Annotated in this window: 6 protein-coding genes; 2 read left to right on the forward strand and 4 right to left on the reverse strand. The window is 53.0% G+C overall.

Annotated features, from left to right (window positions below; genetic code table 11):
- Window positions 1-17: 17 nt before the first annotated feature.
- The 3 genes from ET33_RS32605 to ET33_RS32615 form a co-directional block, all read right to left on the reverse strand.
- On the reverse strand, window positions 18-7,634 hold the full coding sequence (locus ET33_RS32605) for an S-layer homology domain-containing protein (RefSeq protein WP_036692254.1): 7,617 nt from the start codon (window positions 7,632-7,634) through the stop codon (window positions 18-20).
- 112 nt (window positions 7,635-7,746) lie between these two features.
- Window positions 7,747-13,107 carry a DUF5011/hyalin repeat domain-containing protein gene (locus tag ET33_RS32610; protein ID WP_036692257.1) on the reverse strand — a complete coding sequence of 1,787 codons (5,361 nt, stop codon included), beginning with the start codon at window positions 13,105-13,107 and terminating at the stop codon, window positions 7,747-7,749.
- A 24-nt stretch (window positions 13,108-13,131) separates the two neighbouring features.
- Window positions 13,132-13,821 (reverse strand): S1 family peptidase, encoded by a 690-nt coding sequence (locus ET33_RS32615; RefSeq protein ID WP_161783583.1) that lies wholly within the window; start codon window positions 13,819-13,821, stop codon window positions 13,132-13,134.
- A gap of 368 nt (window positions 13,822-14,189) precedes the next feature.
- Here ET33_RS32615 and ET33_RS32620 point away from each other — a divergent pair, with 368 nt between their 5' ends.
- On the forward strand, window positions 14,190-14,588 hold the full coding sequence (locus tag ET33_RS32620) for an AAA family ATPase (RefSeq protein WP_235206885.1): 399 nt from the start codon (window positions 14,190-14,192) through the stop codon (window positions 14,586-14,588).
- 151 nt (window positions 14,589-14,739) lie between these two features.
- Here the strand turns inward: ET33_RS32620 and ET33_RS32625 are convergent, their stop codons facing one another.
- Entirely contained in the window at window positions 14,740-15,153 is a 414-nt protein-coding gene (locus ET33_RS32625) for a MerR family transcriptional regulator (protein ID WP_036692269.1), read from the reverse strand.
- Window positions 15,154-15,385: 232 nt separating this feature from the next.
- Between ET33_RS32625 and ET33_RS32630 the strand changes: the two genes are divergently transcribed.
- Window positions 15,386-16,000, forward strand: a complete 615-nt coding sequence (locus ET33_RS32630) for a flavin reductase family protein (protein ID WP_036692272.1) — start codon at window positions 15,386-15,388, stop codon at window positions 15,998-16,000.
- Window positions 16,001-16,260: the final 260 nt, after the last annotated feature.

The following is a 16,260-nucleotide window of genomic DNA, read 5'->3' on the forward strand; positions in this document are numbered from 1 at the left end:
ATTGATCGATCTTCCCATTAAGGATTAGGGATCGGCATCAAACGGCTAAGCCGGATCGCAATCGCCGCTGCCTGCGCCCGGGTCAACGGATCGGCCGGATGAATGGATTGATCCTGCCCCGTAATGACGCCGTGCTTGATGCAGAGAGCCACAACCTCGCGGGCCCAGGCCGGAATAGACGCCTCGTCCTTAAACGCGCTCAGCGTCGTATTCACTTCGCTTTCCGTCATCGCGCCGTTCAATCCGAGCAGCTTCAGGCTGCGGCCGACCATCGCCATCGCTTCGACCCGCAGCAGTTGCCCATTCGGCTTATAAGTGCCGTCCTCGAATCCGTCGACGATGCCGTTGCGTGCTGCTATCGCTACACTGCGGTTAAACCAGTCTTCCTTCGCCACATCGTTAAATTGCGCATCGGCGTTTTGATTCATCAGTCCCAGCACCCGAAGCAGCACGGTAGGATATTCCGCTCTGGTGATCCGGCTGTCCGGATCGAACCGGTCATCCGCCCGGCCCAGCATGAACAGACGGCCCGCCGCTTCATCAATCGTTGACTTCGCCCAACTGCTGTCATCCACGTCGGCGAATTTCTTTTGGCTGCTGATAAACGCTACGCTTCCGCTGCCAGTGAGTAAAAGCTTGACATAAGCGGCGTTGTCAACGACGTCGAGCGACCATGGCACGGTTGTCCAGTTGCCGTTGTCGTCTTTAAGCACAACCGCGGTAATGTCGCGTGCCGCAATCTCATCCGGCAAGGCGACTTTGGCCAAAACCTGCCGGTCCTTGTAAACCTGCGGAGCCTGAATGTCGAAGCGAACGCCTTGTCCGCCTCCCAGCAGCTTCGCTTGAAGCTCCTCCGCGATTTGTTCAAAGGCCTTCTTGTCGCTGTCGCCGTTCTTCGCCAGCAAAACCTTCAAGTGATCCGTCAGCCCCGTAACCGCGCCTGCCGGGAAGGCAAGCTCCGCAAACGGTACGGCAATGGCCACCGATTGCTTGCCGCTCGTCAATTGCTCCAGTACCTTCGAATGGATGCTGAACTCAAAGCCATTGACCGTCTTATCCTGCGATCGGATCCACCATTTCTGATCCTTAACTGTTCCGTACAGGTCCGAAATCGTGACCGTGAGACGATCGCCTTTCTTCTCGGCGGCCACCTTCTGATTATTGACCGTGACGTCCGAAGCTCCGGCCGCCGACCCGCCTCCAGGCGCGCCGCCTCCTCCGCCGTAGTAACCGCCGCCTCCGTTGGTCGGACTCCACAGAACCGCTGGCATCAGCTTGCTGACCGCCAGCGCCTTCTTCCCTCCGTCCGCACGCTTGGCGACGGCGATTTGGTCGTCCGCAGACACCGGCACCAGCCCGCTTGCCGGAAGCACAGCCCAGCCGCTCACATCATCCTGATACTTCGGTGCGGCCGCAGCGCCGTCGCTTTTCTTGTACACGCGGTAGACCAGCGAAGCTTTCGTTAAATCGCCTGCCGAGACGACATTGACGCGGGTGCGGCTGCTGTCGTTGGCCACGGTCGACGTATAAGCGGTAAGCGCCCCTTCTACCGTCACAGCCGTCATCGCCTGAAGCGACAGATCGTCCGAAATTTTGTATTCGGCTTTTACAATCGCGGCCCCGTCCTTCAGACCGCTTATTTGGCCCTCGCTGGAGACGGCAGCCGCCTCTCCGAGATGAGCGGAAAACTTCAGCTTGCTTCGATCGGCATCCGCGATTTTCACTTCCTTGAACTGCGGCTTGCCCGCCTGGTCCTTTCCGTCGGCTACCCGCAGGAAAGCTTCCACCTGCGCGGTTTCGTTCGGTTTCAGGTTCGTCACTTTGCGCAGCACCAAACCAACCGGCACCTGATAGTCCCCATTGGTCAGCGTCACAGAAGCGTAATTCTGATTGCCTGCGCGGTCCTGCGCCTTGAATTCGGCTTTCAGCGTCGGGTCGCTGCCGGTCACGGTCACTTCGCCTTCAAAATCCCCGTTTTCCTTCACGGGAACGGCCTGGCCGTTGACTTCGAGCGCCGCATCGTTGCTTGTTTTGCCCGATACCTTGATTTTTCCGTCCTTCGTTCGTTCGCCGGTCAACGGCGCGTCGATGTAAAGGACGGGAGCCATTGTATCGACTGTCAAATACAGCATAGTTATGGAGAAATCGCCCGTATTTTTGTTTCTTGCCTTAAGCTCGATGGCATAGGTACCGTCGGTTGTAAAATCCTTGAGCTGCAGAACGCCCGTGCTGCCGCCCGGCTGAGCGGCCAGGCCGGCTTTGCCCGCCGACCGGTTGTCATACAGCGCTTCGACCTCGACATCCGACTGGTCCGACGAAAGCGTAAGGCTCTGTTCCGTCTTGTTGGTCGTCACTTCGATGAATGCGGGAGCCCCGCCGTTCAGCGCCTTGGCGCTGATGCTTGGCGCGGACAGCTTCGGCTTGCTCGGTACAGGCAGCAGCGTGCTTGCCGTATCCACCCGCTTCGCAGAATGGTAATTTTCGTGCTTGTCCGCCTCTTTGGACGGCTTCGTTGCTGCGGATACACCGACGATATACTCCTGCCCAACTTCCAGTCCGGTATATTTTATTTCCCCGTCGGCCGGTTTGCCGTCCAGGCTCGAGGGGTCGACCTGGCTGGAGGTGGAGGTCGCCGTCCATCCGCCGAGCCGAATCCGCTCATATTTCCCGCTTTGAGCGTTCCAGTAAGGCTTGAGCTCCTCCTCGCTCAGCAGCAGCGATCCGAAATGAGGATACAAGTCAAGCTTGCCGTTCGCTTGCTGCAATACGTCAATGGCGTAGCTATGCTCGAAGGCTGCCTGGGCCGGTTTCTTCGCCGCCGGCTTGAAGGACAGTTCGAAGTACCCGTTGCCTGCCGGCTTGATCGCGACATCGCTAACCTCGGCGGGAGCAAGCGGATCGATGATCGTAAACTTGTTCGGCGTTGTCTTGGTCTGGAAATTGCTTGCCGACTTCAACTCCGCGCGCAAATAGTAATCTCCCTGGGAGAGCATGCCGCGAATATCCTCTTTGTCTCCTAAAAGCGATACATTGGTTACATCCATCTCCGTACGGCCTGTCGTCACGCCTCCAGCCGTGCCTCCAAGATTGCCCGCCTTCAAATCCTTGGCAATCAGCAGCCCCGCGTCGCCGGGAGCCGTAATCTCCGCTCCTGCCGAAGCCTTGTCGCTCACGACCGGATCTTTGGTCAGATACAGGCTGACCGTATCTTCCGGCTTGGCATTGCTGACCTTCCAGGAGGCCGTGAACTTGTTGACATCCGTCCCGCTCGGGTCGAGCTTGATTTCATCCAGCTTCGCCGTTTGAGGAATGTTAAGCAGCTTCGATTCCACTTTTTGATCCGCATACAGCTTCCAGGAGCCGCCGACTGCTCGTTCTTTTGGGATCGCAATGTAGACTTTCTTCGTTTCCCCGTTTTGATCCGCGATCGTTTGCGTGAACGCATTCGCTTGCGGATTCGTTTTCGTCTCGTCATAAACGAGCTTGTAGTCTTTCCCGTTGCTGTCCTTCAGCACGAGCTGCGGAACATTCTTGCCAAAATACTCCAGCTCCAGCAGCGCGTCGCCCGTGACGCTTTTCATCGGAATTTCATGAAGCTTGCCTTCGTCCGACACCTGAATGCCGCCCAAACCGAGCTTCATCGTGCCGTTATCCAGCATCGACACGCCTTCCGCCACGCTGCGGTATTCGATCTCGTGAACCGGATTTTCCGTCGATTCCCAAGAAGTCGCCAGCGTTTGCACGCCCTGGCCAATGACGACCAGCCTTGGCCCGTTCTCGGGGTCCTGCACCTGTAAGTAAAGTAGCCCTTCCGGCAAGCCTTCCCCGGAAGTGCCGAACTCGATGCCTCCGTTGAAATAATAGGTGATGCCAAGGTTAATAAACAAAATCCCGATACTGCCCCACAGCTTGTCATTGTTCGCGCCGAGCGAAACGCCGCCCAAGCTCGTTCCGCCGACGACCGGCACCTTGGAAGGGACCTGAACCTTCGCATTGACGAAGCCTTCGAAGTCGATCCGGTTTTTAAGCAAATTTTGCCCGACAAAAATGGTCGCTTTTCCGATAATGATATCCCAACCCAGAACGTCGACCTCGGCCGAGGCGCTGACAAACCACGGCGTCATCCAGTAAGCGGACACGGTCGCTTGCTTGAGCATCGCCAGCCGCTCCGACGTCGGGGTCGCCCGGTAATCCATTTTGCCGGCCAGCCTGATCCCCGATCTTTTCAGCGTCATGTCGATGCTTCCGTAAAACGTTGCCGGCTTTACGCCAAACGTAATGTCGGCTCCCGCTTCGATCGTTAACGGAACGTCGCTGGAACCGCCGGCGATCGTATCCGCCAGTTCCCGGATCGCCCCGCGCACGCCGGTCAAATAAGTCGCGCCAGCGATGAGTACGCCGGGGTCGCCCAGATCCGCGTTAAACGCGATCACATTCGGCAATATCCGCTTGTCCGGCACCTGTTTGAACTCGATTACGACATTAACTTTGGTAATATTTTTTAGATTCGCGTCAAATTTCAGGTCGTACCGGTTTTTCACGCCTTCTCTCATTTGCTCGTAATGCACAAGGTTGATTTCGCCGGAGGCCAGCTTCTCGTCTCCGCCCCCGCCGGAATTGGAGCCGTCGATCAGCCCGATGCTTTTGGTCAATTCAAAGTTCAGATCGGCGTCAATTCCCACAAAGCCCTTATCATTGAACATGACATTCTTGATTTCGGAATCGGCGATTTTCATCGACAAGGAGCCGCCGAAGGATACGGCGTCCTGCCGCAAGACGAAATCGTTAAATTTCAGTCCGAAGCCGCTGACCGAAAAGCTCGGCGCCACAAACAGGCTTCGCTTGTTGAAATACACGTCGGCAATCGTAATTTGACGCAGCGGATTCAGCCGGTCTCCCGCTTCCCCGACTGCCCATTTCAAGGAGCCGTTCAGCGAGTCGTCCTCGCCGCCCTTGGCCTTTTTGCCTTTATCTTTGCCGCTGTCTTTTCCTTTGTCTTTATCCTTGCCTTGGTCTTTTCCTTTGTCCTCGGCTTTCGCCTTGGGCTGTTGCGCCGTCAGGGACTTATCGAAGCCGTTGAAAAAATCCAGCGACCATTCGCCCTTGTGGAACACAAAGCCGCTGCTGGCCACGCTGAGGGTGCCGTCTCCCTTGACATTTAACGTATTCAGGAACGGAATGTCCTTGTAGCCCGGAATTTTGCCGACAAGGCCGAGCACGTCAAGCTGCCCCGTGGCAAAGGCTAAGTCCTTCCCGCGGTAAGCGACGCTTTTGTTAATAATGGCCGGTTCCGCCTTCGTATCGACCACATATTTGACCTCTTGGCCTTCCCCGATCCGGTTGATCATCCCTTGGATTTCAACCAGCACTTCTTCCTGATTTTTCGGGCCTGCCTCCTTGAACCGCTTCAGCTCTTCCTCGCTCTCGAAAGCTACCAGTCGGTAAGCAGGCACTTTCGCCTCCGGCAGAACCGAGCCAATATCAAATTCAGGATCGGCTGCTTTGCTCGCCTGCTGCAGCAGTTGTTTTACTTTTGCAAAAATCTCCTGATGCGTCTTGAAGTCGCCTTTCGTGACGTATCCCGGATAGGCGGTCTCCAATTCCTGCTTCAGCTGCTCGTTGAACCCTTTGGTCAAGTCGACGCTCTTTTTCACAACAGCCAGCAAGTTGGCTTTTTTAATTCGCGCCGCTTCATTCGTGCTGACGGCAAACCGCTGGCCGGTGGTGATGTCGAACAGTCCCGCAGCTTCGGGATCGGTCCCCTTGTCGCCTTTGTAATGAATTTGCACCTGATATTCGCCAAGCGGCAGCTTGGGACCGAGGTTGCTCATCTCCTTGCCGTTCGCATCCTTGGCCACTTGTCCGTTGGCGTCGACCAAATCGCCGGTCCGGTATGTAATCCGCATGTCCCCGACTTGTCCGCTGCCGGTCGGCTGCAGGATGACCGAATCCTTAACGGGCACCCGGTATCGGTTCCCTGTAGACACTTCTTTAAAGAACAGATCAAAATTCGGCTCGCTTGTCGCATTGCCGACGTTATATGCTTCAATATTGGATAAATTCAGCGTGATGTACTTGACGTCCGTCGCATAAACCTCTTTGGGAGACATCGCATAGGCATACGTTTGCGACGCCTGCCCGATCGCCGGCAGGAATACGAAATTCGCTTTGCTGGCCATATACTGCGCCTTAACGGACTCGTCCTTCATTGATTCCAGCTTCGCTTCGGTTTCGGGACTGCGCGCCGTCACCATATATTCCCGCGTCGTCGGCCAGGCCTTGCCTTGGGCCAGCACTTTAAACGAAGCCGTTATCGTTTCGCCGGGTTTAAATTTCGGCTGGATGTCCAGTCTTGCTTCTTCCGGGCTTCTCTCCTTTCGGAAAGGCAGCATCAGCCTGTTCGATTGCTTTGTGACGATTTTCCCGTTCTCCCGCTTGATTTGCCCCCGCTCGTCAAGGTCGACAAACTGGAGACCGCTGTTCAATTGCATTTCCACTTCAATTTCGGAATGCTCCATCTGGAAAGCGGGCAAATTCTCAACTTCGGCCACAATATCGAACACGCCCTCGTTTTCGTAACCGCTCGCGTCGCCTAAGGTTGCCAATTGGTTGACCGGGTCGATATAACGAACGGAAAATACTTTGTCGGGCTCTATAATTTCCCCGAGTCCGTACACCGTCTCGAAGCTTTTGGACGCGCCCTTGGCGATTGGCTTCGGCAGCCAATAGAGCGCAACGGCTGAGTCCGCGGTTCCGTAATCGTTGGTGTCCGTGGTGAAATTGAGATTCGGATTCACTTGATAATCCCATTTGGTGTTGGCCATCCGGTTCCAGTGGCCGACGATCATCTCGTCCACAATGTTGACGTCTTTTTCCGAAAAGTTGTTGAAGCCGTACGCCATGACATTCGTCGCGAGCGGATTGCTCGGATCGTATTTGTCCTTCATCACCCAATAAGCCGGCAATGTGTACAAGGCCTTCTCGTCTTCCCCGATGCCCGGGTCCAATTTGGAGGGGGCGACCAGCTTCCGTTCCACTTGCAAAGGAACCTTATAGGCGGTGCCTACCTGAAAAGCGGGACCGTCATTGCCTCCGACATTGGTATCCAGCAAAATGCGGGAGCCTACCTGAACGTCGGCGCCCGAATAATTCGTTACCTCGTAACGAACATTGATATTGCCCGAATTGCGCTTGTCCTTGACGTCCGTGTACAGCATTAAAATCTGCTTGACGGCAACCCCTTTGATGGTCCATACGGTTTCAATCTGCCGGGTGCCGTCCGGATTGTCGACAATGACGGGCGGCGTAATTTCCGAGAAAAAGGAAGGGGCGAATTTGTACGGATTGCCGAAAATATAATCCGTTCCGTCGATCCGGAATGTCGTAAAAGAGGTCTCCGGATCGTCTCCCCGGAATATCAGGTCGACATTCTTGTCATTCTTGCGCACCGGCTGCCCTTCCACCGTGCGGATGGCGAACCTTCCCGTATGATTGTCCACGGTAACTTTCACGAATGCATTGCTAAGAACCGTCACGTCTTTCTTGGCGACCTGCTCAGCTAATACGGCTATAGGTAAATTCAGTACAAGCGTAACCAGTAATACGATAGCCAAGCACTGCCTGATTGCTCTCATCAGCTATGACTCCTTCGTGCCTAAATTGGAATGGAACCCCGAAGCGCGGAGCTGCCGCCCCGGCGCTTCGGTCGCCATTTTCTTGCCTGTCCCCGGTTCGTTACCGGTCGTATCAGTCCATTTTCCCAATGAAGAAGGAAGCGAACTCGCGCTCTCGTTCCTGCGTTCTGACGACAATGGTATACCAGCCTGTCTCCGGGAACGCGACTTCGTATCGATTGCTGAGCAGTTGCTCCATCGTGACCTGCTGGGCGATATATTTCATCTGTCCTTCGCGGTATAGACCGCTGTGATAAAGAATGTCATAGCGCCCCTGCTCGTTAATCATGCTTTTGCCTTCCACGTTCATCTCGTTGTATCCGGAGACGGTAAAGGTAATATGACTGCGGTCGAACAGCACGCTCTCCGCCAGCGCGGATGACAGCATTTGGCCGTTGCCCGTAATCAGCAGCCCTCCGCTGGAGAGAACCATCACTTCCTGAGTCACGCTTGAGGAATTGCCGACTTCATCCGTCACCGTGTAGGTTACCGTTTGTCTGCCCAGCTTGCTCAAATCGAGATTTTGCACGGCGACCTTCAGCTTGCTAGGGTCCGATACGTTGTCGGAAACCGTGTAGCCCCCCAAATCGACCAGCGGATTGAAGTCTTTCTTGTTTTGCGTGACGGCAACAACGGGATTTTTCAGGGTAATCGTCGGCGGCGTATTGTCCAACCCTTCCACGCGGATAACGGTTCTCGTAACGTTGCCCAGCAGATCGGACAAAGCGATGCGCAGCTCGCCATTGGTCGAATACAACGCCGAATAGGAATAATTGCCGTTCGCGTCGCTGATCCGGTTGGCATAGCCAGAATCTTGCTCTATGGGCACCGTGCCTATAAAGACCTGATTAGGCGCGTTCACTTTTCCCTTCAGCGTCACTTTTACTTTGCCTTTGGCGTATTTCTTGCCCTGAATCGTAACGATTTTTTCTTCCGGCAGCGGATTTCCGTTATCATCCGTAAACTCGTAGGCGATGCTTTCCGGCGCCGGCAATTCGCCGACAAGATTCGTGATGTTCTCTTCCAGTACATTGGTGTTGCCTAGGAGGTCGGCTACAGTGAAGCTTGCGGTGCCGTTCTGAAGCTGCGTCACCCGGCCGTTAGGGTCTTTCGGATCGTTGCCCCGGACCACAATAAAATCTTTGCCTCCCGCATCGGCTTTCTCTACGCTCAGCGTCACTCCCTGAGCGAGCATCACTTGTCCGGACGCATCCTGAATCGTTTTAAACGTTTGGCCGCCTTGCTCCCCATATGCGTAGGATTTCACGATTCGTGCTCCCGGCTGGGTTCTGTCGATATTCGTGACGGTCGCCGTAGCCGAACCGGTATGGCCTGCTTCATCTTCAAACTGGAATGTGAACGTTCCGTTGTCCGTAAAGGTGTAGGTGTCTCTTCCATCGTTGTTCAAAATGCGGACATCCTTCGACGTATGCAATTTGACCTGCACATTCGATGTCGTCGGTCCGGTTATTTTTTGCTCAATGACTCCGACCGGCGGCGTGTTGTCGATATTTTTGACGACAACCAGCAGTTGATCCTTCCTCTTGCTATCTACGACATCGCTGAGTTCGAACGTATACAGCCCGTTTTGCGGAATCTCAAACGTGTTGCCCGAAACCCGCACCGGCGGCGCCGGATTCAACGAAGCCGAAGGGACAACCTTGATCCCGGCGGGGACGGTAATTTTCAGTGATACGCCCCCGGCTACCGGTCTGAGCGTGCTGTGGACGGCAAGTCCGTAAACCGGGTCTTCGACAGAGGTATAGCCTCGCGTGTCAATGGTCGTTTCCCGGCTCACGATGCCGGAAGGCGACTTGAATTTTACTTTGAGCTTCAATTGATCAGCTTGCCCGCCGGACACTTCGGCTTTTACGAAATTACTGTAAGGCATCCAAGGCTTCCATGTCGCTCCGCCATCCGAAGAAATGGAATATTCGAAGCCATCCTTCGATGCATTGCCGAGCATAAGCTTGGCAATCGCATAGTACCCGTCCGATTCGTTGCCCCCGATATAAACCAAATCCGATTGCAGTACTTCGATAGGCGCACTATCCTCCCGGACGAGCCGGAAAGCATCGGTATGCCGGATCGCGCCGTTACCTGCGCCGTCTATGGCGTACACATACAGCACGTAATCGGCGACCTCGCCCTTGGCCAGCTTCGAATTATCGATCGTCACGACGCCGTCTTCAGGCAGCAGCATCCAATTCCCCGACGTTTCGGCAGGCGGCTTGTCCGTAGACTTCACCCATTGGTATTGAGTGATCATCCCTGCGGCATTGTAAAGCTCCGTCGCCGTCACCGTCACGCTGTGTGAGGCTTTGGGATAACCTACCCCGGGCAGGCTGAAGCTCACCGCGGGCGCGGCGTTATCAAAACGGTAAGGCGTATAGTAGTAGTAATACCGGTCTTCCCCTTGCTTCCTCAGCTTGATGTGCAAATATTGCAAACCGTTCAAGGTTTCATCCTTCGGAATCAAATAAGCGTTGTCGTATACCGCTCCGGTGACGCTTAAACCGTAAACGGAAGACGTTACGCCGGCTCCATAGACCGCCGAGCCGACGCTATGGCCGCCAACCGGCGGAACAAGACCGTTCAAAGCAAGCGTCAGCGGATAGTACGCCTTGTCCTCGGGACGGGCCGCGGACGGGCTGAACGCATATACGGCCTCTCCCACCGATAACCCGCTAATGGAGAAGGTGATCGGGTGGCTTTTCACGTACCGTTCCGACGCTTCCGGCGCAAAAGCGACACGGATGTTTTCCTTCGAGTTCACGATGGCGCGTTCGGCAATCTTCACGGACGTCTGGTTCCCCGCTTTATCCGCCGCTTTCAGATACAGCTCATACTCGCCGTCCTCGACAACATGATTCAGCGTCGTCACGATCCGGCTATCCGGAATTTTCGCCCAGCCGATCTCGCTCGGCTCTTCGCCCGGTTTCACCCATTGGAACAAAAGCTGCTCCGTGTCCAGTCCGCTGTGCTTGTCCTCCAGCTCCACCGGCACTTTGACTTCCGCCGTATTATTGCCGCTGGGAACTCCCGGCTTGATGTCGGGCGGCTGATTGTCCAGCAAGATCGGCGCCGCCGCATACACCCAGTTCGAATCATCGTGTTTAAAATCGGCGGCCGGCCAAAGCGACAAGTCGCCGTACTTCCCTACAGCCTTAAGCGCTTCGCCGTCGGCGTAGCCCTCGGCGTCTTGGTCGGAGCTTCCCGGGTGATTGTTCTTGTACTCCGATTTCCAGTCTTCGTATTGCTTCGCATGATCTGCCTTGAATTGTTTGGTCTTCTTGTATTGCATCAGCTGCCGTGCGGTATCCCAGGTCATATCCGCCGTCCAGGTATGCAGGTACCATGTGCCGCTGTTTTCGGGAGCAAACGCTTCTGCCGGAGGCAGCAGCAAATTCGTTTTGTTGTTGACGCCCATCAGGTTGAAATCCGGCATTTCTCCGGGATATAAGCCTTCCCGAGGCTGCTGGCCCGTTAACGAATACCGTTTGACCGCCGCAAACTGATCCGCCTCTTTCGCCGCCAGCGGATTTTCCGCTTTCTTGCTCCAGTAGTAATAAACAAGTCCTACCCCCGCCGCATTGTCCGAGCCCGATCCGGTCATGTTGAGCGGACGATAAATCCCGCTGCCCGGTCTGACGATGCCCGACTCCGTGGGATCGTCCTTCGGTGTTATAATGTCGGGGTCGTTGGCGTCAATCGTAATTTTCCCTTTTTTCCCGTAGGTTTCGCCGTTGGCCCCGCCGTCCTCGTAACGGAAGCCCAAAACGGGCTTGGTATTGTCGATCGACAGTTTGGCCCAATCGATCCTTGTCTCGGGGACTGATTTTAACGCGTCATCGGAATTCTCGACTTTTCCGGTATTGACTCTATCCATCAGAAGATTGCCCGCGTAATCCTGAATGACCCCCGTATCCGTATGGTCTGGTTTACTATCGTGCGTAAGCGCGATAACCTTGAGTAGAGATACGTCGGAAGTCGCCTCCGTAACCGTAGCCCGGAATCTCCACGTTTCCGAGTTCTCCCCTTCCACATAGTAGGCTTTCATTCCGTTGTTGAATTTAAGATAAAGGCCTTTGGCGTTCCAATTCTCCCCTTCCTTCACGATCGCTTTTTCCGTTAGATTTACGATGAAATCGACAACATCCCCTTTGTTCAACGTGCTCCCGGTCAAAATATCGGGCTGAATGCCATTCGTGCTTGAAGAGTATCTCGGTGGAACGGCATCGATAACGACTCTGTACCCCGAATGTTCATAGTCAAAGGGATTCACTTTCTTCCCCGCCAAAAAGCTGTTGCTTGAACTGCCGGCTGCCGTAAATCCATCAAGGATTTGTAGCGGGTTTCCTGCGCCGTCATGAAATTCCGCTTCATCGATCTTGGTCCACAACGACTTCTCTTCCATTTTCTTCTCCTGCAATCCGCCGCCGCCTTCAATCGGACTATTGCCTGTGTGATGGTAATCGGAAGCGGTGTAATCATACGGCAATGCTTTCACATACTGCTTCGCTTCATCTGCGGTCAAACCGAGCTTCAAGCCTTGAGGCTGGCCGTTTGCCGGCAGGGCTGTTCCCGCAGGGTTCATAAACAGCTTATGGCTGCTCAGTCCGGCAAGCGCTACTGGCGCATTGGCCTGCACCGGTTTGCTAAAGTTATAGGTCAAATGCAGGCTTTGATCTTTTTTCAGAAACAGTTCTTGCTGCCCAAGCTCTTTGTTCACCCGCTCCGTTCCGTCTGAGGTAAAGGTATAATTCGCAACGGCGGGCAATTCGACATCGGCGAAATAGATGCGGATGTTCTCAACCGTCGTACCCGTGCCATTCGTCTCTGTCTGGATCATGATCTTGTCCTGTGACCCAAAACCGATCCAGCCCGAGTCAATATTGTATTTATCTTCCTCGTCTTTCGTGGAATGCTCGTACCATCGCTCCGCGCCATTCGTAAAAACCTTGATATAGGCACCATTATTGCTGCTGCTGTTCAGCTTTCCGACTTTCACGATAAACTTGGCGGTTCCCCCTTCGGCGATCCGCTTCAGTTCCGGGATTTGTGCGATGTCGATCGTTCCTCTAAAAAAACCGCGGACATGATCTATATCGGTATCGGTGAATTGGCGATTCTCGCAATCGTAATCGTCGTCCCCCAACGACAATGATATTCCGGCCATGGAAGGAGCTCCGCATGGATAGGCCACTCTGGAGAAGACAGAGAAAAAATTCAGTTCTTTGGAATCGTAATTTGTCGTCCAAGAAGGCATATCCTTATGATTCACGATTTTTGCGCCATACACATATCTCTCCAAATAATCCTTGTTCGTGCTCTCCGCCGCTTGAACCTGACCGAACGCCGGATGGAGCAGCAGCGTTATCAGCATGCATACCGCGAGAAGAATGGAAATCCGTTTGCTTATCCGTTTGTTCACGCTCGAACCTCCTGCTATCTAAGGTTACTTTGTTGCATTGACTTGCAATATGCTGTTCATGTCTTCCGTATTCACGACAAGGTGAATGTTGTTCATCGTGCGCAAAGAACCGGAAATGATGCCTACCACATCTCCGGTTTTATCCAGGATCGGCCCTCCGGACATCCCATTGACGATTTGGGCCGAGACCAGAATCCGGTCTCTGCCGTTGATCTGCGCTTTCGGGCTGTTCACGATGCCCTCGGTGATAATTTTGGTTTCCTTCATCGGGTAACCGATGGCGAATACCTTTTCCCCATGCTTAACTCCGCCGGCCCGAAGGTTCAAATATTCGTACGTTTCCTTCGGTCCGCCGATCCCGGAGGGCGAAAGCTGCAGCACCGCGGAATCGGTCGTCTCATCCTGAGACACGACACGGCAGGATTCATCCACCGTGCCGTCATGAAGCACGCAAGCGATTCGCTCGCCTTCGTGAACTACATGGGCAGCGGTGAGCGCCGTACCGTCCTGCTTGACCACAAAGCCCGTGCCCGTATCCTTTAATGTGCCGTCAGCCCGGAACACGCGGATGTAAAAGGTCGCATTCTGCGCGAACGCATATATGCTTTCCGCATCGTATACCTTCGGAGGATCCGCTCCCGAAATGGAAAACGAGCTTAAAACCAAGCAGATCCCCCCCAAAAACACCAGCAGGCTGCGACTTATTTTTCTCAATTTACTCACCTCGCTTCTGCAATTCAAATTAGTACACTTCCAACAGATGATCCCAAATTTAGGCAAAAAGATCCGCTTTCTAGTTCTTATTTCCCATGAATTATAACAAGGCATTCTCTCAAAATTCTCACAAGACCTAAAAAAGAGGTTACCCTTCGTCCAGTGGACGCTAGGATAGCCTCTCATGATCGTTTTTTATCGAATTTGCAAGTGGAGCTGTCGATAGCTTTAAAAGATGGATCTGCCCACCGTTGCCCCTTCCCAGAAAATAAATAACGAAATTTTTGCGCAATCGCGTGCCTGCTGTTTATGCTGACAAGCGGACTTTGAAGCTTATATTTGATGAAATCGATGTCGTGGAGCAAGCTATGCGGGTCGCTGGAACGTGGGTTGATGGACCTGCGGGTTACATCGTGTGTTATGCGCTTGCATCGCAGAATCTCCAGTTGGGCCTCGACGTGATAGCAGATACGGTCAATCCCACCCAAGTAACGCGCCAAGCTTGGCGCAATGTGGCGGAATCTCTTGAAACTCCGTTTGTGGAAATCGAAGTGGTCTGCTCTGACGATCGTGAACACAGGCATCGAATCGAAACGCGTGTAGCCTATATTCCCGGCTTAGTTTTACCCACATGGGAGAAGGTCATGAGCCGACAGTACGATGTTTGGGACCGAGATCACATCGTCATCGACACAGCTCACCAAACTGTGGCCGAAAGCTTGAAGACGTTGTGTGAACAGTTGGATCGGGAGCGTAGAACATTATAACGCGGCGATGGAACCGATCCATCGCTTATTTTGGTTAATTCGTAATTCGTTCAACAAACGGGCAGCTTTGCTCAACAAATGAGTGACGGTTTATCCAGTGCCCGGTTATAGCTCAGCAGGATTGCGCAATTCATTAAGCCCAAGGCCATACTTATATCGGATCTTCGTAACTTCCTTTGGAAAGCTCAAGATAAACGGCTAGCTTCTCTTTTGCAAGTGAAATAATGTGATCTAGTTCCTGACGCTTGGCTTCCAGATCCAACAGATATTTCGAAAGTATTTCGGTTCGCTTATTTAATGTGGGAGTAAATTTGGCAGGGTCTTCCCCTTGCTGTATTTTGTCCATCACACAACCGTCGCGGGTAAACTCTTTGATCTCCTCAAGTGATAGACCTAACTTTTTTAGATTATTCAAACATTGAATATACGAAACCTCGCTCTCGGTGTAGGAACGTGCCCCTCCCTCTCTGCGACTCGGTCCCTTCAGAACTCCAATTTTCTCGTAATAACGCAATGTATAAGGGGTTAAACCTGTCCTTTCTGTTACTTGGCTAATGGTCAGCACGGGATGCATCCTCCTTTGTCATGTGGGTTTGATATTATCGTACACCTTAGAGCTAGATCGAAGTCAAGTGTCTAGCATCCCATTCTTATAATATCCCCCCTTGACTTCGAGTCGGCTCTAATTTGTATACTGCAGCCATAACATTCTAGGAGGAATTGCCATGATATCTGAATGTATTGGTCATTGATCAATCAATATTATATGAGCGATAATCAAGAAAGGAGAAATCAGAGTGGAAATTATTCCTGAAAACCTTACGTGGAAAGACAGCTACAAATTATACACAGGCTCCATTTTGCCTAGGCCGATTGCTTTGGTCTCTACAATCTCTAAAGGAGGTATTCCTAATCTTGCGCCTTTCAGTAATTTTTGCGGCGTATGTCCTCGACCTTTTATCGTAGCTTTTGCCCCCCTCATTCGTCCCGAAGATGGTACAAAGAAAGATACCACACGCAACATTGAAGAAACAGGACAATTTGTTGTCAATATCGTTACAGAGGATATTGTCACAAAAGTGAACGAAGCATCCATAGAATTTGCATCCGATATAGATGAGTTTCAAGAGACCGGTTTAACACCTATTCCCAGCTCGAAAGTGATGCCCTATCGAGTTAAAGAAAGTCCCATACAAATGGAATGTGTATTGGAGAACATGCTGGCATTTGGGGAAGGAGCCGGATCATCAAACCTCGTTATTGGTCGTGTCGTTCAAATGCACATCGAAGATGTACTATACAAGTATGGGAAAATAGATTTGGCCAACCTTAAGCCGGTAGGTCGTCTCTCTGGGGAATATTATGCGAAAATGTCGGACTTATTTACATTGAAACGCCCCGAACGACACTGACGGGCTCTTAAGAAGCAAAGAAACCAATCATTTATTACGGAAAGCAGGAACAGGCAAGCGATCAGCAAATGTATCCTTGCATTGTTCTGGCAACCGGCACTTTAATAAGGCGATAGTCAAGACTTCACATGGTCTCTGCACTAGTTTAGATGGCTGAACTACGACGGATACGACAGTTCAATCTCCAACTAAGACTAGGCTGCCGACATTGATCGGCAGCCTAAGTCTGTCTTTGGCCATTGACGTAAACAACCCGACAC

Source organism: Paenibacillus tyrphae (genome assembly GCF_000722545.1).
Lineage (GTDB): Bacteria > Bacillota > Bacilli > Paenibacillales > NBRC-103111 > Paenibacillus_G > Paenibacillus_G tyrfis.